The 24,886-nt window shown below is 64.6% G+C and carries 18 protein-coding genes; 8 read left to right on the forward strand and 10 right to left on the reverse strand.

The annotated features are described in order from the left end of the window. Positions 1 to 30: 30 nt before the first annotated feature. The 4 genes from EJV47_RS08450 to EJV47_RS08465 all read right to left on the reverse strand — a co-directional run bounded on the left by EJV47_RS08450 (position 31) and on the right by EJV47_RS08465 (position 5,316). Positions 31 to 3,138 carry a T9SS type A sorting domain-containing protein gene (locus EJV47_RS08450; protein WP_126692722.1) on the reverse strand — a complete coding sequence of 1,036 codons (3,108 nt, stop codon included), beginning with the start codon at positions 3,136 to 3,138 and terminating at the stop codon, positions 31 to 33. 32 nt (positions 3,139 to 3,170) lie between these two features. Continuing rightward, complete coding sequence (locus EJV47_RS08455; RefSeq protein WP_126692723.1) at positions 3,171 to 3,695, reverse strand: Riean_0653 family protein; 525 nt, start codon at positions 3,693 to 3,695, stop codon at positions 3,171 to 3,173. Positions 3,696 to 3,957: 262 nt separating this feature from the next. Next, positions 3,958 to 4,488, reverse strand: coding sequence for a Riean_0653 family protein (locus EJV47_RS08460; protein ID WP_126692724.1), 531 nt, complete (start codon positions 4,486 to 4,488; stop codon positions 3,958 to 3,960). Positions 4,489 to 4,782: 294 nt separating this feature from the next. Further along, positions 4,783 to 5,316 carry a Riean_0653 family protein gene (locus EJV47_RS08465; protein ID WP_126692725.1) on the reverse strand — a complete coding sequence of 178 codons (534 nt, stop codon included), beginning with the start codon at positions 5,314 to 5,316 and terminating at the stop codon, positions 4,783 to 4,785. 235 nt (positions 5,317 to 5,551) lie between these two features. Here EJV47_RS08465 and EJV47_RS08470 point away from each other — a divergent pair, with 235 nt between their 5' ends. From EJV47_RS08470 to EJV47_RS27965, 4 genes are all read left to right on the forward strand, one after another. After that, positions 5,552 to 6,082, forward strand: a complete 531-nt coding sequence (locus EJV47_RS08470) for a hypothetical protein (RefSeq protein WP_126692726.1) — start codon at positions 5,552 to 5,554, stop codon at positions 6,080 to 6,082. Between the two features lie 117 nt (positions 6,083 to 6,199). Further along, positions 6,200 to 9,574: a reprolysin-like metallopeptidase gene (locus tag EJV47_RS08475; RefSeq protein WP_126692727.1), complete on the forward strand. Its 3,375-nt coding sequence runs from the start codon at positions 6,200 to 6,202 to the stop codon at positions 9,572 to 9,574. Between the two features lie 72 nt (positions 9,575 to 9,646). Continuing rightward, on the forward strand, positions 9,647 to 10,549 hold the full coding sequence (locus EJV47_RS08480) for a hypothetical protein (RefSeq protein ID WP_126692728.1): 903 nt from the start codon (positions 9,647 to 9,649) through the stop codon (positions 10,547 to 10,549). Positions 10,550 to 10,551: 2 nt separating this feature from the next. Continuing rightward, positions 10,552 to 10,713 (forward strand): hypothetical protein, encoded by a 162-nt coding sequence (locus EJV47_RS27965; RefSeq protein WP_165903669.1) that lies wholly within the window; start codon positions 10,552 to 10,554, stop codon positions 10,711 to 10,713. A gap of 86 nt (positions 10,714 to 10,799) precedes the next feature. On the opposite strand, the gene EJV47_RS08485 is transcribed toward EJV47_RS27965, so the two are convergent. Together EJV47_RS08485 and EJV47_RS08490 are read right to left on the reverse strand one after the other, a co-directional pair. Further along, positions 10,800 to 12,977 carry a ComEA family DNA-binding protein gene (locus tag EJV47_RS08485; RefSeq protein ID WP_243651065.1) on the reverse strand — a complete coding sequence of 726 codons (2,178 nt, stop codon included), beginning with the start codon at positions 12,975 to 12,977 and terminating at the stop codon, positions 10,800 to 10,802. After that, complete coding sequence (locus tag EJV47_RS08490; protein ID WP_126692729.1) at positions 12,974 to 13,861, reverse strand: hypothetical protein; 888 nt, start codon at positions 13,859 to 13,861, stop codon at positions 12,974 to 12,976. Before EJV47_RS08490 ends, EJV47_RS08485 begins: the two co-directional genes overlap by 4 nt. A 297-nt stretch (positions 13,862 to 14,158) precedes the next feature. Here EJV47_RS08490 and EJV47_RS08495 point away from each other — a divergent pair, with 297 nt between their 5' ends. After that, on the forward strand, positions 14,159 to 16,963 hold the full coding sequence (locus EJV47_RS08495; RefSeq protein WP_126692730.1) for an aminopeptidase P N-terminal domain-containing protein: 2,805 nt from the start codon (positions 14,159 to 14,161) through the stop codon (positions 16,961 to 16,963). A 134-nt stretch (positions 16,964 to 17,097) separates the two neighbouring features. Here EJV47_RS08495 and EJV47_RS08500 read toward each other — a convergent pair whose 3' ends face one another. Beyond that, positions 17,098 to 19,383, reverse strand: a complete 2,286-nt coding sequence (locus tag EJV47_RS08500; RefSeq protein WP_243651067.1) for a S46 family peptidase — start codon at positions 19,381 to 19,383, stop codon at positions 17,098 to 17,100. A 146-nt stretch (positions 19,384 to 19,529) separates the two neighbouring features. Here EJV47_RS08500 and yidD point away from each other — a divergent pair, with 146 nt between their 5' ends. The 3 genes from yidD (at position 19,530) to fbaA (ending at position 22,675) form a co-directional block, all read left to right on the forward strand. After that, positions 19,530 to 19,757 (forward strand): membrane protein insertion efficiency factor YidD, encoded by a 228-nt coding sequence (yidD, locus tag EJV47_RS08505; protein ID WP_126692731.1) that lies wholly within the window; start codon positions 19,530 to 19,532, stop codon positions 19,755 to 19,757. A 519-nt stretch (positions 19,758 to 20,276) separates the two neighbouring features. Further along, positions 20,277 to 21,182, forward strand: a complete 906-nt coding sequence (locus EJV47_RS08510) for an esterase-like activity of phytase family protein (RefSeq protein WP_126692732.1) — start codon at positions 20,277 to 20,279, stop codon at positions 21,180 to 21,182. A 398-nt stretch (positions 21,183 to 21,580) separates the two neighbouring features. After that, positions 21,581 to 22,675: a class II fructose-bisphosphate aldolase gene (gene fbaA, locus EJV47_RS08515; RefSeq protein WP_126692733.1), complete on the forward strand. Its 1,095-nt coding sequence runs from the start codon at positions 21,581 to 21,583 to the stop codon at positions 22,673 to 22,675. A gap of 244 nt (positions 22,676 to 22,919) precedes the next feature. On the opposite strand, the gene lgt is transcribed toward fbaA, so the two are convergent. The 3 genes from lgt to EJV47_RS08530 form a co-directional block, all read right to left on the reverse strand. Continuing rightward, entirely contained in the window at positions 22,920 to 23,816 is an 897-nt protein-coding gene (gene lgt, locus EJV47_RS08520) for a prolipoprotein diacylglyceryl transferase (RefSeq protein ID WP_126692734.1), read from the reverse strand. Between the two features lie 74 nt (positions 23,817 to 23,890). Beyond that, entirely contained in the window at positions 23,891 to 24,181 is a 291-nt protein-coding gene (locus EJV47_RS08525) for a hypothetical protein (protein WP_126692735.1), read from the reverse strand. After that, positions 24,174 to 24,806, reverse strand: a complete 633-nt coding sequence (locus tag EJV47_RS08530; protein ID WP_243651068.1) for an RNA polymerase sigma factor — start codon at positions 24,804 to 24,806, stop codon at positions 24,174 to 24,176. Before EJV47_RS08530 ends, EJV47_RS08525 begins: the two co-directional genes overlap by 8 nt. Between the last annotated feature and the right edge of the window lie 80 nt (positions 24,807 to 24,886).

Raw genomic sequence — 24,886 nt, forward strand, 5'->3', positions numbered from 1 at the left:
ACGCCGGCGCGGCGCGGGGGGTAAGCGGAGCTAGTGCGTAATCTGAATCTGGCGACGCTCTGCCCGCTGGCCGCGGCGCAATTGCAGGTGGTAGAGGCCGGCGGGCAGCGCGCTAGTGTCCAGGCGCAGGCGGCCCTGCGGGGCCTGCTGCTGGCGGCGGGGCTGGCCCTGCCCGTCGTAGAGGGTGGCTTGGAAGGCGCCGCGCTGGCTTTCCTCGATGGTCAGCTCGTCCCGGGCCGGGTTGGGGTACACGGCGTAGGCCGGGCGCTGGTTGGCGCAGCCCACCCCGTAGTTAACGGAGATGTTGAACGTATGCCGGAGTGTAGTGGGACTGGAGTTACAACCGTCCGTTACCTCAATGGTAACCGGTACCTGGGTTCGGGTAGGGTCGTCATCGGGCAGCGTGTACTGAACCTGAGCCTGCCCGTTGTACTGGGGCAAGAAGCCGGAATTGTTGATGTTCCAACGGTAATCGCCCAGCACATTCTGCCCGCCGGCGGAAATGGTAATGGTGGAACCGGCACAGTCGCCGTTCACCGTCGGGTTGATGCCGCTCGGCCCAATCTGTACGGGCAGTGTCAGAATTATTTCGCCGCAGTCGGCAAACACGCGGGCAGTGATAATTCCCGTGCCGCTAACGCTGCCTGTGGCCGTTATCGTGTAGGCAGGGCCGGTATAGGGGCCACTAGGCGATACGGTCGCCGGTGTTTCAATGCTCCATTCCACATTGGCCCCCGGCGGCAAGCCAGCCACTGTGAACGTGCTGCCCCCGGGGCAGATGCCCGGAGGGCCGCTGATGGTGGGCGCTGCTTGGCAGAACGACTGGCAGTCGAACGTAGCTGGTGCGGCGCGTACCTCGTTGAGCATCCAGCGGCTGTTGTGCTCGTCGTACTCGATATGAAACAGGTTCTCGCGGCCAGCCGTTACCACGTTGGCGAAGGGCGAGCCGTAGGCGGCGCGCTGGCTAGGCGAATACGAGCGGTACAGGATCTGGCTGGTGCCGACGAGCGGCACCCCTAAGGCGCTGGGCGTGGGTACGAAGCAGAACCGGTCAGCTCCTGGCAAAAAGGATATACCGGGGGGCAGCGCGCCCGCCGGGATGCCCACGCGGGCCAAGTCGGCGCCCAAGATGCTGCCAGGGGCGCTATCGAGAGGCAGCATCTCCGCGCGGGCGTTAACCGTCTTGCTGAATAGCTGGAGCGACAGCGGAATCAGGCCCAGAATAGGCTTACGTTTCTGAATGCCAGCGTAGCCGTAGTATACCTCTTGGCTCTGCTGGTCGGGCAACGCATTCAGGCGGAAGTTAATAGTGGCGTCGTAGGCCCCAATGAGCGGTAGCAGCAGCGCCAGCCGCGTGGGGCTGAGGTAGAGAGCGGGCGGCAGAAGGCGCACGTTTAAAGAACCCAGCAGGGCATAGTACCACTCAAAGCGGAATGCCTCGGCGCCCCCGTTGATAGTGGCCAATCGGGCGCCAGGACCAAAAGGTTGGGGGCGGGCGCATTCGGTGCCGTTGCTGGTTGCCACCACCCGGCAGGGCAGTCCGTTCATGCCCTGGGGCAGGCCCAGGTTGTCATACTCAGTTTGCCACACGTCGTGCGGGGTGTTGCCCACGGCAGCGGCGGCGGCTGAGGCTCCGAGGCCGGTGGTGCCGTAGGCCAAGAGTTGCTGCGAGGCCGGAGCCCGCAGCAAGTCGTAGGCCTGCTGCAGTTCGGGCAGCTCATCCACCAGGGCGAAGCTATTGTTATTGGGGCCGGGTACGGGCAACGGGCTGCTGATGCGGATGCCGGCCAGGTGGCGTACGGCGGCCTGGGCGCTGAGCGGGGCATTGGCCCCGCGGTGGGGCGAATCGTGGGTGATGAGCAGGCGTACCTGGTGGGCCGGGCCGCCGTTTACTTCCAGGTCGCGCAGGGCGTAGCGGGCAATCAGCCCGCCCATGCTCTGGCCCAGCATCACGTTGGGCTCGGTGCTGCCGGCCAGCTGCTTCCGCTCGTTCACCCAGCGAATCACTCGTTGCACCAAATAGGCGTTGTTCTGCAGGTAGTCTACGCCGTTGGTGAAATTGATAAACACGAGGTCGTAACCGTCCGCGTCCAGGCCATTGTTCAAGGGCGAATTACGTGCTTCGTTTATGTCATCAATAAAAGCCAAATAATCGTAATCTGGCATACTCCTTATTATCCCTGAAACGTCATACCCTTCTAACACAATCAACGGCTTATCTAACACCGGCGGCCCGCTTTCGTTGTACTCGATAGTAACCGTGGCGCTGGCAGGTCCGGCGGCAGCCCACCAAGTGCGGTCGGCGGTTAGCACTTGCCGCACATCGGCAAAGCCTGTATAGCGCGCGGCTGGCGGCACGGCCGCCACCTGTACAGGGGCGTGGCTGTAAAGTTGCGAGCCATCGGCGTAGCCCAAGCGGAAGCGAAGGGTGTAGCGGCCGGTATCGGCATAGGTCACGGCCAGCGGAGCATCCCAACCGGCATTGACGTAGCCCTGTCCGTCGCCAAAGTCCACCTGCAGGCTGGTAGGCAGCTGACCCAGGTTGGAGTAAAACAGACCTTGGCGAAAGACGAAGCGCAGTTGGTTCGTGGCAAACAGGTTTTGGGTGGGCGCCACCATAAAAGCCGTGTGGGCTTCGTACGGGCTCTGGCTGCGGCCGGGCACGTCGTAAATCTGGTTGTTCTGCACGTGCACCAGATTTTGCTGCACGGCGTCGGAGCGGAAGGCGTGGTAGCGAAAGCAGAGTACGGGCAGCTCTACCAGGCTGTCGGCGTCGTAGGCGCGCAGGGCGGTGTTGACCTGGGCCGGGGCGGGCATGGCCGGTGCGTAGGGGCCAAAGCGGGCACGGTACAAGGCCCCGTAGAGGCGGCGCCAACGGGCAGCGTCAGCGTGGTTGGCGGGGGTGAGGTCCTGACCAGTATAGGGCGTCCAGTCGATAAAGCTGAAGCCGTATTCTTCCAGGATGCCGGAGGGCACCTGGCTGCGGTCCACGTGCTCGAAGATGGGACCGATGGCGTTGGACCAAGCGGCGATGGGCGGGTTGGGGTCGGCGGGGGGCGCCGCCAGCGTGCCGACCCGCTGGGCATAGGTGGCGGCGCTCAACGCCAGCGCGGCGCCGAACAGTAGCAGTTTTCGCATTGGGTAGGGGTAAAAAATGAGAGGAAAAGAAATTAGAACTTGAGGTCGAAGCGCCCGTCGGTGGCCTGCACGTCGGGGCAGCCGGCGCGGCGCAGCGTGAAGGCGAAGCGGCCTGAGACAATCCGTAGTGAGTAGTCTAGCTTAGTGATGTCAACGAATCCAATTGGGGTAGTATCGCTTTCATATTCACAGATACTTTCTAAATCGGAGTAGCGCACATAATCCTGAGAGCTTTCTCCTAAGACATAGTGTCCAACTTGAATAGGCAACCCATTATTGTCAAAGCTCATATGAACGGATTGACGAGTGGTAACCCCGTTCTCAACCACGCGCTTATTAGCATTAAGCGTCAAGGTATTTTGATAAAATCGCGCTGTTGCTGGCTGCCCGGCCGGCAACCACACCTGCCCGTTGAGCAGGCAGCCGAAGGAGTTGGCGCCGGTCTGCGTCTCGGCCGGCAGCGTGTCTTCCACCGGGGGCTTGGGCTTGGGGTCGTCCTTGCACTTGGAGCATTGGGTGAGCAGCAGCAGGGCGGAATAGAGCAGGAGGCGGTGCACAGCGAATCAAGGTTGAGGAAACAAAAACGCCAGCGGCCGGCGCCCTCCGGCGGGGAGGGGTGTGCGGGCAAGCTGGCAACAGGGGTGTGGTAAGAAGAAGCGGGGCGCGGTGCGTCAAATATAGGATTTCGCCGCAGCGGTGCAAGCCCGCGGCGGAATAGTTACACGGCCGCTGCAGCCAGCGGCCAGAGCCAGCACAGCAGCAGGACAAAACGGTAAGCGTGTTTCATAGGGCAGGGGGGCACAATGGGAAACAGGGGATTCAAAACCTGAGGTCGAAGCGCCCGTCGGTGGCCTGAACGTCGGGGCAGCCGGCGCGGCGCAGCGTGAAGGCGAAGCGGCCTGATACGACGCGCTGCACTCGGTCCAGGCGCGTGATGTCCACCACCCCGACCTGGGTGCTGGTCAGCGTGTCATAGAAGGCACACTGCATGTCCCGGCTGCGCCATTCCACGTACCGGGGCTGCCCGCCAAGTATTGGGTAGCGACCGGTGCTGCCGATGCCACGCAGCCGGAAATACACGGTTTGGTCAAAGGCTGGCCGGTAGTTGCTGGCTCTTATGGTCAGCTCCTCCCGGCCGAACGCGCCGTAGTACTGGGCCGTGAGCGTGGGGCTGAAGGCAGGCGGGCTGGCGGTCCACACCTGCCCGTTGAGCAGGCAGCCGAAGGTGTTTTTACCTTCTTGCGTGGCCGGGGGCAGTTTCTCCTCTTCGGTCTTGGGCTGCGGGTCGTCCTTGCACCTGGAGCATTGAGTGAGCAGCGGCACAGAGGCGTAAAGCAGGAAGCGGTGCATAGCGAATCAGGGTTGGGGAAAAACACGAATGCCAGCGGCCGGCGCCCTCCGGGTGGGAGGGTCATGCGGGCAAGCTGGCAACAGGGGTGTGGTAAGAAGCGGGGAGCGGTGCGCCAAGATAAGCAGCCGCGCCGGCCGGGCAAGTAAGGAGCGGAATAATTATAGCTGGCGCAGCGAGTCGGGCGGGGTGCTGGCGCGGGCAGGACGCAGCAGGACCAGCAGGCTCAGCAACAAACCGAGCCGGTAGAGGTGGGGCATTGCAAGAAGAAATAACAGGTGGAAGAAAAAGTGGGCTCAGAGTTTCTTGTCGAAGCGCCCTTCCGTGACGCGGACGGTGTCGCAGCCGGGTTTGGCCAGCACGAACTCGAACGTGCCCGCAACAATGCCCGCCTGCCGGTCCAGGCGCGTAAGGGTGAGTCGGCCCCGGCAATAGGTCGACGCATCCACTGCGTAATACTGGCAGCCCGTGCGCACATCCATCATGCCAGCGCCATGCCGCCCCTGCGTCCGTAGCCTGTAAGTGCCAGTGGCTTGAATGCTGTCGGAAAACAGCCCTAAAGTTTGATGGTCGTTGGTTGCGCTCCTGATCCGGGCGGCGGCAATACTCAGCGTGCCTTGTGCGCGAGTTGGATCATAATCTACCGTGTAGTTCGAAAACCCGTCGTTGCCCCGGGGCGTCCACACCTGCCCGTTGAGTAAGCAACCGAACGTATTCTCACCCTCCTGCGTGACCGGGGGCAGCTTGTCCTGCCCGGGTTTGGGGTCATCCTTGCACTTGGAGCACTGGGTAAGCAGCAACAGAGCGGCGTACAGATACGGGCGGTTCATAAGTAGTCGAATTGAAGATTAGGGACGCACCGGCAGCGCGCACCGCTGGTCGTAAAGGATACCGGCCTAATATAAGCGTTGCCCCTGTCCGTCGCAAAGCAACCCCACGCCGCCACCGCCCGAGTGACGACCAACCCACCCGCCGCAACCCTCCCCCGCCCCCGTTGGTCTATGGTTTCGCGGCGTTCATCCATCCTTCACCGGCCGGGCGCCCCGGGCACCTTACCTTGCCACTATGTTGCTCCCCGCTGCCTGGCTGACCATGCTGCTCACCACCCCTCCGACGCCCGCCGCGGCCCCGGCGGCTGATTTCTGGACCGCGGTGCCCGCGGCCGCGCAGCGCAAGCTGGGCCCGCCGCGCCTGCCGCCCACGCGCTACCGGGTGCTGAAGCTGGATTTGGCCCGGGCCCGGCGCTTTTTGAAGGCCGTGCCTGCCCAGGGCCCCGCCCCTACCCTCTTCGCCCTGCCCCTGCCCGACGGCACGAAGCGGCCTTTTCGGCTGGAGCGCACCCAGGTGATGCACCCCGACCTGGCCGCCCAGTTTCCGGACCTGCTCACCTTCATGGGCCGCGACGCCCAGGATGCGCTGGCCGATGTGCGCCTGGAGCTGACGCCCACCGGCTTGCGCGCCCAGATTATTGGCTACGGCCGCACCCAGTTCGTGGAACCTTACCGCGCGGGCGACCCTTTGCATTACATCTGTTTCGATAAGGCCGATTTGCCGCCCGGCAGCAAGCAGTGGCAGGAAGCCCCGCCCCAACGCTGAGACGCGGCTAACATTCTGAGCACAAAGCCTTCTGGAGCCGGCGCAAAAACCGTAACTTGGGGCCTTCCAAAGCAGATTTTCCCTTCTTTCCATACACCCAACCACTTTTCATTGCCTATGCGCACACATTCTACCCCGACCGGTGCCGCCCTGCGCGGCGCGCTGCTGGGTGGCTTGCTGGCCGCGGGCCTGACGACGCCCTTTGCCGCTTCGGCGCAACGCGTCCTCTGGGCTGATGCCAAAACCGAGCAACTGCCCGACGCCGCCCGCCGCACCACCCGCGCCCTTGACCGGTACCGGGTGGTGAGCATCCAGACGGCCAACCTGCGCGCCGCCCTGGCCTCGGCCCCGCTGATGAGCGCCGCCGGCGCCGGTGCCCGCACCTCGGCCACCGTCGTGTCGCTGCCCCTGCCCGACGGGACTTCCGGCCGCTTCCGCGTGATGGAAACCCAGATCATGCACCCGCGGCTGGCTGCGCAGTTTCCCATGATTAAGACCTACGCCGCCCAGGGCATCGACGACCCGGCGGCTACGGCCTACTTCGACGTGTCGCCGGCCGGGCTGCACGTGATGATTCTGTCGCCCAGCAACACCGTGTTTATGGACCCCTCCGCCGACGGGGTAAACCACCTGGTGTTCTACAAGCGTGACATCAACCGCGCCTCCCTGGTGAAGGGCGTGTGCGGCGTGGAGTCGCCCAACGGGGCCGGGCAGCGCCTGGCGCCCACCGCCAGCACCAACCTGGCCCACCGCCCCAACGGCGGGACCCTGCGCACCTACCGCCTGGCCATGGCCTGCACCGGTGAGTACGCCGCCACCAAGGGTGGTACCGTGACGGGCGCCATGTCGGGCATCACCACCTCCGTAACCCGCGTGAGCGGCGTGTACACCAGCGAAATGGCCGTGGCCTTCCAGCTGGTGCCGAACAACGCCTCCCTGGTGTACCTGAACGGCTCGACCGACCCGTACACCAACAACGTGGGCTCGACGATGCTGGGCGAAAACCAGACTAACGTCGACAACATCATCGGCGCGGCCAACTACGACATCGGCCACGTGTTCAGCACCGGCGGCGGCGGCATTGCCCGTCTGCGCTCGGTGTGCGTCGCCGGCAACAAAGCCTCGGGCGTAACCGGCCTGCCCAACCCCGTAGGCGACGCCTTCGACATCGACTTCGTGGCCCACGAAATCGGCCACCAGTTCGGCGGCAACCACACCTTCAACGGCAACTCGGCGGCCAACAGCAACTGCACGACCACGACGCGCTCCAGCACCTCGGCCTTCGAGCCGGGCTCGGGCTCGACCATCATGGCCTACGCCGGTATCTGCGGCACCGACGACTTGCAGGAAAACTCCGACCCGTACTTCCACACCCGGAGCTACGACGAGATTCTGACGCACATCACCGGCACCGGCAACTGCGCCACCAACACCGCCACCAACAACACCCCGCCCACGGCGGAGGCCGGGGCGCGCTACGTGATTCCGCAGGGCACCCCGTTTGAGCTGACCGGCTCGGGCACCGACGCCAACGGCGACGTGCTGACCTACTGCTGGGAGCAGTACAACCTCGGCCCGGGCGGCGCCCCTTCGGCAGCCACCAGCAACGCGCCCATCTTCCGCTCGTTCAGCCCCACCACCAACCCCACGCGCACCTTCCCGCGCCTGTCGGACCTGCTGAACAACACCACCACCATCGGGGAGATGCTGCCGACCTACAGCCGGCAGATGATCTTCCGCCTCACCGTGCGCGACAACCGCGCGGGCGGCGGCGGCGTGGAATACGACACCACTTCGGTACCGGTAGTAGGCACGGCTGGGCCGTTCGTGGTAACGGCCCCGAACACCAACGTGACCTGGCGCGGCACCGTGCCTCAGCAAGTAACCTGGGACGTGGCCAACACCACGGCGGCCCCCATCAACGCCGCCAACGTGGACATCCTGCTCTCGATTGACGGCGGGCTGACCTTCCCCTACACCCTGCTGGCCAACACCCCCAACGACGGCAGCGAAGCCGTGACGGTACCCGGCACCGTGCCTTCGTCCACGCGGGCCCGCATCAAGGTGAAGGCCTCGGGCAACATCTTCTTCGACCTCTCGAACACGAACTTCAACCTGGTGGTGCCCACTGCGCCGGGCTTCTTCCTGGCCAGCCCCTGCGCCACCACGGCCCCGGCCATCTGCCCGGGCGCTACCACCACCTGCACCGTAAACGTGACGCCCCTGCTGGGCTTCACCGGCGCCGTGACGCTGACGGCCACGGGCCTGCCCACGGGCATGACGGCGGCCTTCTCGGCCAACCCGGTAAACACCGGCGGCTCGACCAACCTGACGCTGACCACCGACCCGAACACCACGTCGGGTACCTACACCATCAACATCCAGGGCAACGGCGGCAACGTCTCGGAAAGCCAGGCCATTACGGTGACGGTGCGCAACTCGGCCAACGTGCCGCCCACGCTGACGGCCCCGGCCGCTAACACCCTGCGCGCCCTGCCCCGGCCCACCTTCACCTGGTCGGCCATCCAGGCCGCCAGCTCCTACGATTTGCAGGTGTCGGTTGACCCGACCTTCCCGGCTGGCAACCTGATCATCAACCAGACGGGCCTGACCAACAACTCGTACACGGCCACCACCGATTTGACGCAGAACCAGCGCTACTACTGGCGCGTGCGCGGCATTGCCGACTGCGGTACCGGCAACTGGTCGGCTAACGGTGTGTTCTTCGTGGGTCAGCAGCTGTGCATCCCGGTGCTGTTCAACGCCGTCGACGTACCGCAGAACATCCCGTCCACGGCTTCGGCCTCGGCTAGCTCGGTTATCACTGTGGCCGCCGGCACCAACCCCAATACCCAGCTGCTGCCCGGGGACGTTATTTCGGCCATCCGCGTGCGCAACGTGCGCATCACGCACCCCAACACCGGTGAGCTGATTCTGTCGCTGAACAGCCCCAACAACCGCCGCATCACGCTGGCTACGGTACCCTGCGGCGGCACGGCCAACCTGAACGCCAGCTTCTCGGACACGGCCCGCCTGGCCTCGACGGATTGCCCCATCAACCGCAACCGCTTCCACCGTCCGGTCAACAGCCTGGAAACCTACCGCAACGCCACGCCCTTTGGCAACTGGACCTTGGAAGTCCGGGACATCATCATCGGCAACGGCGGCGACCTTACCGGCTGGTCGCTGGAATTCTGCACCACCCGCGACGCGCTGCCCAAGCGCGAAGCCCAGCAGCTGCAGGGCGTGTCGGTATTCCCGAACCCGAGCACCGGCGAGTTCCAGCTGAACGTGGATAACGGCGTGCGCGGCACCCTGAGCGTGCAGGTAACCGACGCCGTGGGCCGCGTGGTCCTGACCAAGGAGCTCAACAAAGGCGCCGGCATGCTGCAGGACCGCCTCGACCTGAGCAAGCTCAGCCGCGGCATGTACCAGCTGCACCTGTCGCTGCCCGGCGGCGGCACCAGCGTGGAGAAGCTGATGAAGCTGTAAGCTGCCTCAGTCCTTATCTTTAAAACCGGCCGGCTTCACCACGAAGCCGGCCGGTTTTGTTTTTTACCCCCGATGCGTACTTACTACCTGATTTCCCTGCTACTCACCAGCCCGCTGCTGACGCACACCGCCCCGGGCCAGAGCCTGCGCCGCGCCTGGCGGGACCCCGTCGACAGCGTGACGGTGATGCCGCCCTACGCGCTAGACTCCACCGTGATGGGCTTGCTGGTTTACAATGACTACCCGCACACCCCGGGCAAGACGGCCAAACCGGGCTACGTATTCGACTGGCCGTACCACAGCGTCGATGGGTCGCTGAATATGTATATCAGCCGCCGGCAGCTGTACCTGCGCACGGGCCACAACAACCCTAACCCCAACATGCTGCACTGGATGCAGGATATCACGCCGGCCCAGTTTCAGGCCATTGATGCGGTGCTGAAAAAGCCCCAACCGCCTTTCCAGGCCGTGCGCAACAGTGCTGACTTTGGCTATTTCCGCTATCTGGAGTTTGAGCCCAAAACGCCTTCCAACCCGACCCTGGAAACCGAGGAGCAATGGAAAGCCTTTAGCACGCAGGAAGAACAAGATTTGGCTGGACGCGTCATTCGCCTGCTGCAGCAGCTAAACCGGCAGCTCCCCGCCGCGGCCCAGCTGCGCGTACCCACCGAAAAGGAGCTGTTTGCCCGCGCCACCCACATTGCCGGGAGCGTCGACGAGCTGCTGAGCGGCGGCGGCATCGTGATGAGCCTGGGCAAAAGGATGCGCCGCTCAAGCGCAACTTTACCCTGCAGGGCGACGCGGCCTTCCGGCTGGGCCCGCAGCTGTACCGCCTCGACCGGGACTACGCCTACGCGGGCTACACCGAGCAAGCGGCCACGCGCGGCCTCACCGTGCAGTGGCAGCGCAAAGCCGGTGCTAGCCCCAAGCTGCCGGCGCAGCTCACGCTGCAGTGCCTCCGCGTCGACAAGCTGAACGTGACCGAGCCCGACGCCGGGCAGCCGTCCGCGCTGGACCAGCAGCTGTGGTATGCCTACCTGCCCACCGACGCAGACGACTACGAGCTGCGGCTGGGCCTGGAAAGCGGCCGAACCCTGCGCATCAGCTGCGCCGAAGCCCGGCTGACGGCCACGCCGTAGCTTCAATTGGTCCGGCCCACTGGTGACTCACCAGAGGGCCGGACCAATCGTTTAGGAAATCCGTGTAATTCGGAAAAACCCGTGATTTACAGCGCCACCCGCAGCTGGGCTTTCACATCGGAGCGTTCCGAGCCCTGGATTTCGTCGAGGCCGGAGCCGACGGTTTTCTGGTTGCGGTAGCGGGTGTTGGCGAAGCGCAGCCATAGGGTGAGGCGACGGTTGATTTTGTACTCGGCTAGGGCGTAGTAGCGGGTGCCGCGGCCGTATAGCACCGGGATGGAAAAGGCGTAGAGCACGTCCTGCTCGTACACGTACTGGCGGGTGTCGTAATCGTCGGTGTCGAAGAGGGCGTAGCGGGCGGTGAGGCGCAGGCGCGGCCAGGGCTGCACCGTCACGTCCTGGGCCAGCAGGTAGCCAGTACGTTGCGGGCCGTCGTTTTCGCGGTAGTGCACGCCCTGCACGCGGGTGCGCAAACTCAGGTTCTGCGTCGGACTGGTGTCGTAGAACAGAAGCAGAGAGCGGCGCAGCACGGGCACCGGCTCGGGCATGGGCCGGGTGCCGTCGGCGTCGTACTCCTTCAGGCGGGTGCGGATCTGGGCGTAGAGCTGGCTGGTCTTGTTCGGAGCGAAGCTCACGCGCACCAGCCAGTCGTAGCCCTTGGTGGGGGCGCCGGCCTGGAAGCGCAGCCAGGGAAAGCGGAACTGGTCGTAGTAGGCCGACAGCTCCCAGCGGGCAATGGGCCGCACTTTCAGCCCCAGGTACAGCCCCGATTCGTTGATGTTGCGGGTATTTTCGCCCAGGGCGTTGCCGTAGAGCGTGTGGAAATTCCGGTCGTAGCGGCGGTAGAGCACCGAGGCGTCCACCGTGGGGCCCAGGCTGGCCAGCAGGCCGTTGATGGTGCCGAGGCCGCCGCTACTGCTGCGGGCCGTTTCGCCGAACAGGCTCAGGTTGCGCCAGCCGTAGCCGTAGTGCAGGCTGGTAGCCAGGTTCTGCCGGCCGCTGAACTCGTAGAGGTTGTAGGGCTCGGCGCGCTTCTGCAGGGGGCGGCTCAGCAGGGTGTTCACAGCTGTCAGTCCCAGGTTCAGCCGGCCGTTGCCGGGCGCGAAGCTCAAATCACCGCCCGTCACGGTTTCACCCAGGCTCTGGCGGTTCTGCAGCTCGGTGGGCGTGCGGTGGAAGCCGGTGATGATGAAGCCCGAGGCAAACTCGTTGAAGTCGTCGGCCTGGCGCAGGGAGTCTACCACGTCACTGGTGCGCAGCGTGGCGTCGATGCGCTTGCGGGAAGCAAAGCCGGTCAGCTTCAGCGCCGGGGTAATGGCCACGGTGGCCGCCGCGCCGCGGAAAAACGCGGTTTCCAGCACCGACGAATACGGCCGCACGCCCACGTTGGAGCGGCGCAGGGTGGTTATCGTCTCGGCGCCCTTACCCACCTGCAGGCCCGAGGATAGCAGCAGCCCCTGCCCGAACTGCAGCTGGTAGTCGCCGATGACGACGGATTTCAGCCGGCCGCGGTCGAACAGGGCAAAGTGGGCGGAGTAGTAATCGAAGCCGTAGCGGCGGGTTTTCGCATCCCAGGTAAACTGCTCCCCGGCGTCTTTCTCGGCCGCGAAGCCCACCGAGAAGTCGCGGGCGTGGCTGGTGCGGAAGCGCACGAGCATTTTGTCGGGGGAACCGAGGTAGCGCGTGGGCAGGTCGCCGTTGCTGTTGGGCACGGCCGGGGTGTACCCCGTGCGCTGCTGCAGCACCCGCTCGTAGCGCAGGAACAGGGCGTTGTTGTCTTCCTGCCAGATGCGCTGCCACAGCGGCCCGCGGGCGGCGTTCGGGTCGGTGGTGCCCACCGTCACGAAGGGCGCCAGCCGGTAAATCGTGCGCACGTCGAAGCCGCGGATGGTTTGCAGCTCGTAGAGGGCCAGCAGCGGGCCGTTGAGCTGCCGGTGCTCCAGCAGGGCCGTTATCTGCGTCTGCGACAGGAGCAGCAAGCTTCCCAGTTCTTCGCGGTTGGCCGTATTCAGGTTCAGCGGCGTCTGCAGAAACTGCAGCAGGTTCTCGTACAGGTCCTCGTAGGGCACCTGGTCGCTCTCGGGCTCGGCAAACAGCTCCTGGATGAGCTTGTCGAGGTCGGGGCGGGGGCGCGGGTAGTCCTGCACCTGGGCCCGGGCCGAGCCGGCCAGCAGCAGGCCGGCCGTCAGCAGCGCGGCGGCGCGGGCCACTCCCCTACCGTTCGCAATCGGCCGCAGCCCGGTGAAGTTGAGGCGCGGCATCATGGCTGGGCGGCGGGCTGGGGTTGGGCTTTGGGCTCTAGGCGCAGGCTCGCGCCCAGGTGCTGGCTCAGGCCGAGGCTGTTGTGGTAGCCGGCGGCGTAGTCGAGGCGCAGGCGGCCCAGGCGCAGGCCTACGCCGCCGGTAGCCTGCTCGGTGAGCGTGGCCACGCCGGCGCGCACCGTCAGGGCGTCCATCACCTGGTATTCCAGCCCGGCCTTGAAGTCGGCGTCCTGCTCCACGTCCTTTTCCGTTTCCACCAGCAGCAGCACTTTGGCCGAGGCCCGGTAGCTCAGGCCGGCTTTGAGCACGGTGGGCACCCGCTCGTCCTGGTACTCGGCCAGCTTGGCCTGATTGAGGTTGTAGAGGTAGGCTCCGAAGGTCAGCTTCTGCGGAATCACCTCGGCCTGCCCGCCCAGCGACATAGCCACTGCCCGGCGGCTGCCCAGCCCCTCGATGCTCACCTGCAGCACATCAGCGCGGGCGCCGATGCTCACCAGCCCCAGGCGGTAGCCGTAGCCCAGGCCGACGCGCTGCTCGCTGTAGAGCTTGCCGCCGAAGCGCTGCAGCTCCACGCCCACCACGCCGTGACGGGCGGCTTTGGCGGTGGCGCCGTCGGGCTGCCGGCCCAGGGGCACGGCGGCGGCCAGAGCGGCGTTGTTCAGGCCCGATACCAGAAACTGGTTGCCCGCGTACAGGCCCACCTCGGCGCGGGTGAGCTGGCCGAGGCCGGCCACATTGTTGCCGATGGCCCACACGTCGCTCAAGGTCACCGAGGCGTTGCCCAGCGCGGCGGCGCGGCCGCCGCGGATGCCGGGGCCGTTGCCCTGGGCGTGGGCCGCGGCGGTGCAAAGCAGTAAGAAAGAGGCAGCAAAGTATAGTTTTCGCATAGGCGGGACTGGGGCAATCAGGCTGAACAAATTTATCGGTTACTCCTACAAACAGGCATACTCCGGCTGAAAATAATTCTATCCGGCGGTGGTTGTTGCCGCCGGGGCACTGGCCCGTTCGGCGGCGCCGCCCGCGTGGTGCAGCCCCCGACTCTGCCGGGCATCGGCTCCCCGCCTGGGCCCCGGCCGGGTGGCCGCCGAAATATCGACTTCCGGCCCGCCGTTGGCCATCGGCCCGCACCGACAAGCCATGCTTCTGTCTTAGCTTTGACGCTGCATTATCTGCCGACCCAGCGTATGTCCCTTATTGACCTCGTTGCTCAGAACCGTCAACGCCTGACCGCTCAGCTGTTGCCGGATTCCATTGCCGTATGCTTTGCCGACAATACGTTGCCCGGCCCAGGAACTCCCGCCCTGCCCGGGCAGCCCGATGCCCTGTACTGGCTCACGGGCCTGACGCAGCCCAGCGCCTGCCTGCTGCTGTTTCCGCAGCACCCGGAGCCGCGCCAGCGGGAAATCCTGTTTATCGAGCGGGCGGCGGCCTGGCGTACGGCCCCGCTGAGCGCGGCCGACGCGGCGGCGCGCAGCGGCATCGGCACGGTGCACTGGCTGGATGAGCTGGAAAACGTGTTTGCCGGGCTGGCGCCCGCCGCGCAGCACCTCTACCTTAGCGGCGGCGAGGGTTTTGGCGGCGCCGGGGCGTCCTTGCCCGCCGCCGAGCAGTTTGCGCGCTGGTGCCGCTGGCAGTATCCGCGGCACGATTACCAGCCCCTAGCGCCTTTGCTGAACACCTTGCGGGCGGCCAAAACCAGCGCCGAGCTGGAGCAGCTGCGCCGCGCCGCGCAGTTTGCCACGGCCGGCTTCCACCGGCTGCTGGGCGCCGTGCAGCCCGGCCTCACGGCGCGGCAGCTGGAGGCCGAGCTGGCGCACGAATACGCGCGCACCAGCCTTGCCTGGACGTTGTCGTTGCAGCCCGCAGCCGCCGACGCCCGCCGCGCCGCGCCGCCCCAGGCCGGCCGCGCTGGTGACTTACTGCAGGTGCACCTGGCCGTAGCCGACGAGCTGTACCCCGTCTTCGTCACGCGTACCGTCCCCGTCGACGGCCAGTACTCCCCTCGTCAGCGGGCCGTGTACGACGCCGTGCTGCGCGTCAGCCGGGGCGTCGGCAGCTACGCCCGGGCCGGCCTGAGCCCGCACGACATTCAGCAGCACGGCGACGCGCTGCTGCTCAGCGAGCTGCAGGGCCTGGGCCTGTTTACGCCGGAAGAGCTGCAGCGCTACGGGCCGGCCTATTACCTGCAGCAGTACACCCGCCCCGCGGTGGAGCCGGATGGCAGCGCCCAGGCTTTCGGCCGCGAGCCGCTGCCCGCCGGCGCCACGCTCACCGTGGCCCCCAGCATCCACCTTGCCGCCGAAGGCCTAAGCGCCTGCATCGGCAACACGCTGGTGCTGACGGCCAACGGCGCCGAAGAGCTGACGGCCGGCGTCCCGGTGGAGGCGGACGAAATTGAGGCCCTGCTTGAGCAAGAATCCGCCGCGGTGCCCCGGGCAGCTGCGGAAAGTGCTCCGGCCATAGCGCCCTTGGTTCGGGCCCCCAGGACCGCGCGCAGCGCCCCCGCCGCACCGGCCCCCACCGCTGCTCCGGCTTCGAACACGCTGCGCAGCAAGCTGTGGCGCCACGCGTACTGGCTGCTGCTGCTGCCGCTGCTGCTCGATTTGGGCTACTCCTACGTGCAGCACCTCAACGTGCCCCACGACGGGGATATGGTGGCGCTGGTGCTGCCGCGCATCTGGATCCAGCAGGTGTTGGATGAGCCGTTTGGCCTTCGGGCCCTTCTGAAAGGCGAATCCTACGTGGGGCCCAACCGCTACTTCGCGCACGAAACCCTGTACCTGTACATGCACAATGTGCCCCTGGCCTTACAAGCTTTTGTCGACCCGATATATAGCACGTATATGGCCAGCGCCATTGCCAAAATAATTATTCAGATAGCCCTACTGTCCTTACTAGCTTATTATATCAGCGAGCAGTTTGCTTTTAATCCTAAATATTTCCTGCTCGCCGCTATCCTGATAACGCCGCTTTTCCAGACGGCGGGCTACCATGACCAAATGGGTATTATCGACCGCGCCCTGACGTACACCATTTTCTACGCCCTGCCCCTGACGCTGCTGTTGGTTTATTTTATTCCCTTCTACCGCAATCTGTTTACCCCGGCCGCTACGCCCATTTCCCGGGCCTGGCATATCGTGCTGCCCGTACTGGCCGTGGTGCTGGCGCTGAACGGCCCGCTTACCCCCGCGGTGGCAGGCATGATGTGCGGCTCCCTGCTGTTGTACCTGTGGTGGCGCAATTTCCAGGCCCAGTCCCTGCCGGGCTTTGTGCCGCGCGCCGTGCAAGCCGTCAAGCTGATTCCGCGCGCGGTGCTCTGGCAACTGGGCTGGTTTATTCTCTGCGGCATGTATTCCCTCTACATCGGCACCTACAACATCGAGAATATTGCCACCGTCACCCTGGGCGAGCGGTACAGCAAGCTCTACGAGGGCATGTGGATTGAACTGGGCCGGCAGCCGGCCTTCCCGCTGCTGGTCCTTGCGGTATTGATTAACACCCGCATTATCCGCCGGAATTTCAATACGGTCACCTCGGCCCGCATTCTTACCGCGGCCCGCTGGCTGCTGATATTATCCGCCATCTACATCCTGTTGCTGCCCTTAGGCGGCTACCGCTCGGCCCGGCCCTACATTGTGCGCCGCGATAGTGTCATGCCCGTTACCCTGGCGCTGGTGTACCTGTTCGGCACGTCTTCTATTTACTTGCTGTATCACCTCAAGCGGCTGTACAAGCCCGTTTATATTACTGCCCTTATTGGCCTGATGGCCTTTTATTCCACGTCCGATATTTCCAACCTGAAAGAGAACAACTGCGAAGTCGACTCTATGCGGATTATTGCTAATTCGCCCGAAAAAATAGTACACCTCGAACAGGACTGCTCCATTATGAACTGGGGTACCATTACGGATTACAAAAACTCGGAAGAGCAGAGCAAAATGATGAAGTACTGGCGGATTATGAAGGAGGAAAAGCTCTTCTATCATTAATTACCAGCCTTCTTCCCCGGTCTTTAAGTAGCTGCTAAAGGCACATTAAAAAAGCCCCGATACGTCGCGTATCGGGGCTTTTTTGATGCATGTAATTATGTCGGCCGGCAAGCCGCAACAAGTGGCCAAACGAGCTACATCGACGCGGCTTCCTTCCCCTTCTTCTTGGTTTTCACCTTCATCTTGCCGGGCTTGGCGTCGGAGCCGCCCACCGGGTCGGCGGCCGAGGCGGCGCCGGGGTTGGGACCGTTGCTGACGATGGTCATTTCATCGACGATGTGCTTGGCGCCGCCCAGCTTCTCGATGCACCAGAGCACGTAGCGGATGTCGGCGTTGATGCAGCGCTTCAGCTCCGGGTCGTAGGCCAGGTCGCCGGTCATGGCTTCCCAGTTGCCATCGAAGGCCAGGCCGATCAGCTCCCCGCGGCCGTTGATAACCGGGGAGCCGGAGTTGCCGCCGGTAATGTCGTTGTCGGTGATGAAGGCCACGTGCAGGGTGCCGTCCTTGTCGGCGAAGCGGCCGTAGTCCTTGCCCAGGAGCAGCTGCTCCTCCTTGGTGGGCACCACGAACTCGGGGTCGGCGTTGTTCTGCTTTTCCAGGATGCCCTGGGCGGTGGTGAAGTAGTTGTAGTTTACCGCGTCGCGGCCCTTGTAGGCGCGCACCGAGCCGTAGCTCAGGCGCAGGGTGGAGTTGGCGTCGGGCGAGTACACCTTGGTGGGGTTCTTCTCGCGCAGGGCGGCCACGTACAGGCGGTTGGCGCGCACCAGGTCGGCCTGCAGCGCCTGCATTTTCGGCAGGATGTTCTGGATGTAGTTGGTGTAAATCGACTGGTAGGTCTTGAAGCCGGGGTCGGCCTCCAGCTTGGCCAGCGTGGGCGCGGCCAGGAACGCATCGGTTTTGGCCTTGGAGGTCAGGAAGGAATTGGCGAAAACGTAGTCGGCGTACTTCTGGGTGGAGCCGCCGTACTGCTTCTCAATCGTCTGGAACACCTCGGGCTGCTGGTCCTTGGGCACGTCCTGCATGTACAGGGCCAGCAGGGCGGCGAAAACCTTCTTGTCGGTGGCGGCGCTGTAGTCCTTGAAGTGCTCGGCCACCGGCTCCTTCAGCTCCTCGGCGGCGCGGCGGGCGGCGTCCGGGTTGGGGGCCACCGTGCCGGCGCCTTTGAAGTCCGAGTAAATCCGCTGCATCCGGGCGGCCAGCGTGATGATTTCGGTGCCAAAGGCGGCTTCGTTAACGTACTGGCTGCTCAGGTTGTACTCCCGCAGCCCGGCGTAGGCCCGGTCGATGTCGGTGAGCACCTTGCCGTACTGCTCGGTGCGGGTGGCGTCGGCCGCAATCCACTGCTGCAGGGCGGCTTCCTCGGCCTTTTTCTGGTCCACCGTCTTGAGGCGCTTTATGCCCTCGTTCTGGCCGATGTAGTACTTCCAGTAGTTGGCAATGTTGGCGTACTTCGAGGCGTACGCCAGGCGCAGGGCCGGGTCACGGTCCATATCCTCTTTCCAGAGCTTGAGGCGGGTGTCGCGCAGCTTGATGCGGGCGGGGTTGGTCTGCTCCAGCATCATCTGCAGGCCGGCGGCGGGCAAGAAGCGCTGGGTGCGGCCCGGGAAGCCGAACACCATCGAAAAATCCCCCTCGCTCACGCCCTGCAAACTCACGGGCAGGTGCTTTTTGGGCACGTAGGGCCGGTTGCCCTCCTGGAAACCGGCGGTGGGCTTGTTGTCCTTGTCGGCGTACACCCGGAACATGGAAAAGTCGCCGGTGTGGCGGGGCCACATCCAGTTGTCGGTGTCGCCGCCGAACTTGCCCACGGCCTCGGGCGGGGCGCCCACCAGGCGCACGTCGCCGAAGCGCTGGTACACGAACAGGTAGTACTCGTTGCCGCCGAAAAAGTCGCGCACGTAGGCCACGTACTGCCCGTTTTCCTTGGCCGCACCTGCCAGCTCGCGCTGCCGCTGCTGAATGGTGGCCGAGCGCACCAGCTCGGTGGTCTGCGGCGTGATGCCCTCGAGCACCTTGCCGGTCACGTCCTCCATGCGCACCAGCACGTCCACGAACAGACCGGGGTTTTTCAGCTCGTCGGTCTTGGTGGCGGCAAAGAAGCCGTTCTGCAGGATGTTGTTCTGGGTGGTGCTGTGGCTCTGAATGGCGTCGTAACCGCAGTGGTGGTTGGTGAGCAGCAGGCCCTGGCTGCTCACAAACTCGCCCGTGCAGAAGCCACCGAGCTGGCCGATGGCGTCCTTGAGGGAGGCGTTGTTGACGTCGTAGATTTCCTCGGCGGTGAGCTTGAGGCCTTTTTTCTGCATGTCGGCGTGGTTGAGCCGCTTCACGAGCAGCGGCAGCCACATCCCTTCGTCGGCGCGGGCCGCTACGGGCAGCAGCAGCGCCAGCAGCAGGCCTTTCAGCCAGGTACGGTTAAGCATTGAGAGGGGAATAAGTGAGTGAAACGGCGCAACTTGCCCCCGCGGGGGCAACGCCGAACCAAACTTACGAAGCCCGGCGTTGTTGCCCTAACGCCCGTTCGGGTCCGCCCCGTTTCCGCCGCCCCGTTTTCCCGCTTCGCCCCGCCGTGTCCGCGCTGTTCAAGTACCTTTTCCTGGCCCTGGTGTGGGTGTACCGCCACCTGATTTCGCCCCTGAAACCGGCCACCTGCCGCTACCAGCCCACCTGCTCGGCCTACGCCGCCCAGGCCCTGCACCGCCACGGCCCCTGGCGCGGCGGCTGGCTGGCCCTGCGCCGCATCGGCCGCTGCCACCCCTGGGGCGGCTTCGGCTACGACCCGGTGCCGGAGAAGTAAAGCCGTGGGTTGGGCTGGCGCCGGTTTAGCGAGCGAAGCGAGTGTAACCGGTGCCGGAAATAAAGCAGGTTTTCAACCTGCGTGGAACGGTGTTGTATCGGCCGGTTCCGCTCGTCCAGGCGCCGGACGCAGGCTGAAAGCCTGCCTTATGTTGGGCACCGGTTACGCCGTCTTCGACGGCTAAACCGGCGCCAGCCCCTGTTGGTCCGCAATGCCCTTTACAACATCCCAAGGCCGATACATTGCTGTTGGGAACGTATCGGACGCTCTTGGGAACGTATTGGACCCTATTGGGCAGGTTCCGGCCACTCGCGGCGACGCTTCTGACGCCCGCGGCGAAACGTTGGAGGCTGCTGGCCCGCTTCCAGGCGCAGGCAGCCGCGTTTCAGACGGCCCCGGGTATATTTTGAAGGCCCTCGTTCCCGCATTTCACCCTGCTCCGCCGACCCGGCTACCCCGTTCTCCGTATACCTCCCCTACCCCCGACCGCCCCGGCGGCCGGGCTTTTTTCACGGAAGTATGATTGATATGAACCGAATAGCGGCGGGCCTGCTGAGTTTGACGCTGCTGGTGCCAGCCTCCTGCTCCGAGGCCCAGGACGGCAAAGGCAAGGGCAAAAAGGACGGCGGCGGCAAGAAAGGCGGCAAGAAAACCACCCTGATGAACCCCATTGCGGGCCTCACCAAAACCGGCCACATGGGCTCCGAGGTCAAGGAAAGCTCCGGCCTGGCCCGGGGCCCCGAAGCCGGCACCTTCTACACCCACGGCGACGACGGGGCCGAGCCCACCCTGTACCTGGTGCGCCTCGACGGCAGCCTGGTCAAGTCCCTGCCCGTGCCCGGCGTGCGGCAGGTCGACTGGGAATCCCTGGCCCAGGACGCGCAGGGCGTGCTCTACATCGGCGACTGCGGCAACAACAACAACGACCGGCGCGACCTGACCATCTACCGCTTCGACCCGCGCCAGCCCAGCGCGGCGCCGCGCAGCATCCGCTTCACCTACCCCGACCAGAAAGAATTTCCGCCCGGCAAAAAGGAGCGCAACTTCGACTGCGAAGCTTCCCTGTGGTACGAAGGCGGCATCTACCTTTTCACCAAGGACCGCGGCCAAGGCAGCACCTGCAAAGTGTACCGCCTGCAGGCCGATGGCCCGGACAAGCAGCAGGCTAAGCTGCTGGGTAAGATTTCGATTAACGGCGAAGTCACCGACGCGGCCCTGAGCCCGGACGGCCGCACCCTGGCCCTGCTGGGCCGGGAGGAGCTGTTTCTCTGCCCCGTATCGGGTGGCAACTTCACCCAGACCACCCCGCGCACCGTGAAGCTGCCTGGCGCCGGCCAGACCGAAGGCGCCGTGTTCGAGGGCAACAGCACGCTTATCATCAGCACCGAGCAGGGCAACCTGTTTCGGTACGAGCTGGGGCAGTAGTAGGCAAAAACGTCTGTCATCCTGAGCAGAGCGAACCGAAGGAAGGCGCAGCCAAGGACCTTCCTCGCCCCCTTCACCGCCGCTGATGCCAACGTGCCGACGCTTTTTCGGTAACGGGAAATAAAAGCGCACCCACGACCGCAACTGGTAGTGGTTGCGCTTTTATCGTTCTGCCGGGTTGGCGTCAGCGCATTGGCACTAGCGGCGGTGCGGGGGGCGAGGAAGGTCCTTCGCTCTGCTCAGGATGACCGTTCTATAAACCGAGGGTCACCTGTTTGCGCGCGGCGGATGGTACTGCGGCCCGAAATGATTGGGACCGGCACCGTCCGCCGCTTACTTTTGTTTATCCCTTGACCCCGCCGCCCACGGGCGGTACTTTCCCCCACATTCTTCACAGTATGAGCAGCACTGCCGTTTCCACCCTGCGCGCCGGCGTCCTCTTCGGCGACGAGGTACAACAACTGTTTGACTACGCCAAGGAGCAAGGCTTCGCCCTGCCCGCCGTCAACGTCACCGGCACCGACACGGTGAATGCCACGCTGGAAGCGGCCCGCGAGCTGAACTCGCCCGTTATCATCCAGTTCTCCAACGGCGGTGCCCAGTTCTTCGCCGGCAAGGGCGTGCCCAACGACAAGCAGCAGGCCAGCATTGCCGGCGCCGTTTCGGGTGCCCAGCACGTGCACCTGATGGCCGAGCTGTACGGCGTGCCCGTCATCCTGCACACCGACCACGCCGCCAAAAAGCTGCTGCCGTGGATCGACGGCCTGCTCGAAGCCGGCGAAAAGCACTTCGCCCAGTACGGCCGCCCGCTGTTTTCCTCGCACATGATTGACCTCTCGGAGGAGCCCATCGAGGAGAACATCGAAATCTGCAAGGAGTACCTGGCGCGCATGGACAAAATCGGCATGACGCTGGAAATCGAGCTGGGCGTAACCGGCGGCGAAGAAGACGGCGTCGACAACTCCGACGTGGATTCGGCCCGCCTCTACACCCAGCCCTCGGAAGTGGCCTACGCCTACGAGGAGCTGCTGAAAGTGAGCCCGCGCTTCACCATCGCGGCCGCCTTCGGCAACGTGCACGGCGTGTACAAGCCCGGCAACGTGAAGCTGCAGCCCGTCATTCTGAAAAACTCGCAGGAGTACGTGCGCGAGAAGTTCGCCCTGGAAGCCGAGCGTCCCATCAACTTCGTGTTCCACGGCGGCTCGGGCTCCTCGCAGGAGGAAATCCGCGAGGCCATCGGCTACGGCGCCATCAAGATGAACATCGACACCGACCTGCAGTGGGCGTTCTGGGACGGCATCAAGAACTTCTACAAGAAGAACGAAGGCTTCCTGCAGGGCCAGATCGGCAACCCCACCGGCGAAGACTCCCCCAACAAGAAGTACTACGACCCGCGCGTGTGGCTGCGCGAAGGCGAAAAAACCTTCGTAACCCGCCTCAAGCAGGCCTTTGAAGACCTGAACGCCGTGAATCGCCGCCCTTCGGCTGAGTAGTAGCAGAACGAGCCAAAGGAAGGTCATTCCGAGCCTAGCCAAGGACCCGAAGGAAGGCGCAGCCAATCTCGCGTGCTGCTGACAGGTAGTAAAATCCTCGTTCAACGAAGAAGTTACTATCAAGCAAGATGTCTCGATCCTCGCTTGATGCGCGACATGCTCGACATGACGTTCTGATAATAGCAAGCAACAAAAAAGCCCGCCGGATTGCTCCGGCGGGCTTTTTTGTTGGGGCTGTAGCGGCTTAGCGCTTCATCTGCACCGGCAGGGGCTTCTGCGGCTGGGCTTCCAGGCCCAGGTCGCGGGGGGCGTCTTCGGGACGGCCGGGGCGGCGGCCGGCGGTGAAGAGCACCGCGAGGCCCACCAGCACCAGCGGAATGCTCAGCACCTGGCCCATGTTGAGCGGAGCCAGCGCCCAGGTACTTTCGAAGCCTTCCTGATTTTCTTTCAGGAACTCCACCAGGAAGCGGAAGGAGAACAGCAGGGTCACGAACAAACCGAACAGGAAGCCGCGCGGGGCGCTGGCCTTCCAGCGGTTCCAGAGGGCGTAGAGCAGCACGAACAGCAGCAGGCAGAACAAGGCCTCGTAGATCTGCGTGGGATGGTGCAGCTCCTGCGGAATGGGGCCGCGGGTGTTATGAATCTCGTTGTAGCGCACGAATTTGAACGCCCAGGGCACATCGGTCTGCTTGCCGATGATTTCGGAGTTCATCAAATTGCCCAGGCGGATGCACATGCCCCCGGTGGCCACCACGATGACGATGCGGTCGAGCACCCAGAGGTAATCGAACTTGTTGTTGCGCGCAAACAGCCACACGGCCAGCAGAATGCCCAGCGTGGCGCCGTGGCTGGCCAGCCCGCCCTCCCAGATTTTCAGGATTTCCAGCGGGTTGGAGAGGTAGTGGTCGGGGTCGTAAAACAGCACGTGGCCCAGGCGGGCGCCCAGCACCGTGCCGATAAGCATGTAGATGGTAATGACGTCGACCCAGCGCGGCGAGACTTTCTCGGCCTTGTAGATGTGGGTGAGGATAAACGAGCCGATGATGAAGCCCGCCGCGAACAGCAGGCCGTACCAGCGCAGCGCAAACGGCCCGAGCTGGGCAATGATGGGCGAAACGTCCCAGGGAATGTAGGCAAGCATAAGCAGCGTGCGTGACGAAAAAGCGAGGAAGACTCAAAAGTACTCAGACAATCGACTTGACGCTCAGCCGCGGCTCAGCGGCCAGGGCTGGCGGCAGGGCGCGCATCGTACGGGCCGGAGCCCAGGGCGGCGGAGTCGCCGCTGAGGACCAGCACCAGGGTGGCCAGCAGGGCCGCGTAGGCCGGCCAGCGCAGCCACTGCGGCAGCAAGGGCCGAGGAGGGGTCGTTGCGCGCGGCAGCCGCGCCCGCACCCGCCCATAGAAGTGCGGCTGGGGCTGGGCGGCGGCGCACTGGCCGCGCCACTGGTGTAGCAGCTGCTCCCACTGCTCATCGGCGCCGGGGGGGGGCGGGGTGGTATCAGGCATGGCGAAATGCGGACTGAAGATATTTGCGCAGGGTTTGCCGGGCCCGGAACAGCAACGACTCCACGGCCGGCACGCTGGTCTGCAGCACGGCGGCTATTTCCGCGTAGCTCAGCTGCTGCTCGTGGCGCAGCGTAAAGGCCACCTGTTGCGGCTCGGGCAGCCGGGCAATGTGCGCCTGCAGGGCCTGGAGCTGCTGCTGGCCTTCCAGCTGGGCCTGCGGGTGGGCGTAGTCAGGCGCCTCGTGCAGCACTTCGTTGTTGAAGCCCAGCAGGCTGGTGAAGTAGGCCAGCCGCTTCCGGGCGCGGGCCCGCCGCCGGTGTTTCAGGGCCCGGGATGTAGCCAGCCGGTACAGCCAGGTGCTCAGCGCCGCCTCGCCCCGAAACCGGGCCACGGTCTGGTATACTTCCACGAACACCTCCTGGGCCACGTCCTCGGCTTCTTCCGGTGAGTGCAGCAGGGCCAGCACGATGCGGTAAATGCGGTTCTGGTATTGTTCCACCAAGTGCCGGAACGCCACCTCGTCGCCCTGCTGCAGCCGCGCCAGCAGCTCGGCGTCGGCCGCAACAGCCGGCGCTAGACGGCTGGTTGGCGGCTCAATGGCAGCGGGCAGTGAAAGGGAGTACACCGGCGGGCGAGGGATAGAAGCAGAGCAAAATACCCGGCTCTGATTTCGGGCGCCGCCCCGCATTCCGGGCGTACAGCAGC

The sequence above is a fragment of the Hymenobacter gummosus genome (assembly GCF_003970915.1).
Classification (GTDB): Bacteria; Bacteroidota; Bacteroidia; order Cytophagales; family Hymenobacteraceae; genus Solirubrum; species Solirubrum gummosum.

What these genes read in the sequence shown, in the direction of transcription:
- EJV47_RS08450 (WP_126692722.1), bottom strand. Translation starts at nt 3,138, where the DNA reads ATGCGAAAACTGCTACTGTTCGGCGCCGCGCTGGCGTTGAGCGCCGCC.
- EJV47_RS08460 (WP_126692724.1), bottom strand. Translation starts at nt 4,488, where the DNA reads ATGCACCGCTTCCTGCTTTACGCCTCTGTGCCGCTGCTCACTCAATGC.
- EJV47_RS08465 (WP_126692725.1), bottom strand. Translation starts at nt 5,316, where the DNA reads ATGAACCGCCCGTATCTGTACGCCGCTCTGTTGCTGCTTACCCAGTGC.
- EJV47_RS08470 (WP_126692726.1), top strand. Translation starts at nt 5,552, where the DNA reads ATGTTGCTCCCCGCTGCCTGGCTGACCATGCTGCTCACCACCCCTCCG.
- EJV47_RS08475 (WP_126692727.1), top strand. Translation starts at nt 6,200, where the DNA reads ATGCGCACACATTCTACCCCGACCGGTGCCGCCCTGCGCGGCGCGCTG.
- EJV47_RS08480 (WP_126692728.1), top strand. Translation starts at nt 9,647, where the DNA reads ATGCGTACTTACTACCTGATTTCCCTGCTACTCACCAGCCCGCTGCTG.
- EJV47_RS08485 (WP_243651065.1), bottom strand. Translation starts at nt 12,977, where the DNA reads ATGATGCCGCGCCTCAACTTCACCGGGCTGCGGCCGATTGCGAACGGT.
- EJV47_RS08490 (WP_126692729.1), bottom strand. Translation starts at nt 13,861, where the DNA reads ATGCGAAAACTATACTTTGCTGCCTCTTTCTTACTGCTTTGCACCGCC.
- EJV47_RS08495 (WP_126692730.1), top strand. Translation starts at nt 14,159, where the DNA reads ATGTCCCTTATTGACCTCGTTGCTCAGAACCGTCAACGCCTGACCGCT.
- EJV47_RS08500 (WP_243651067.1), bottom strand. Translation starts at nt 19,383, where the DNA reads ATGCTTAACCGTACCTGGCTGAAAGGCCTGCTGCTGGCGCTGCTGCTG.
- EJV47_RS08510 (WP_126692732.1), top strand. Translation starts at nt 20,277, where the DNA reads ATGATTGATATGAACCGAATAGCGGCGGGCCTGCTGAGTTTGACGCTG.
- fbaA (WP_126692733.1), top strand. Translation starts at nt 21,581, where the DNA reads ATGAGCAGCACTGCCGTTTCCACCCTGCGCGCCGGCGTCCTCTTCGGC.
- lgt (WP_126692734.1), bottom strand. Translation starts at nt 23,816, where the DNA reads ATGCTTGCCTACATTCCCTGGGACGTTTCGCCCATCATTGCCCAGCTC.
- EJV47_RS08525 (WP_126692735.1), bottom strand. Translation starts at nt 24,181, where the DNA reads ATGCCTGATACCACCCCGCCCCCCCCCGGCGCCGATGAGCAGTGGGAG.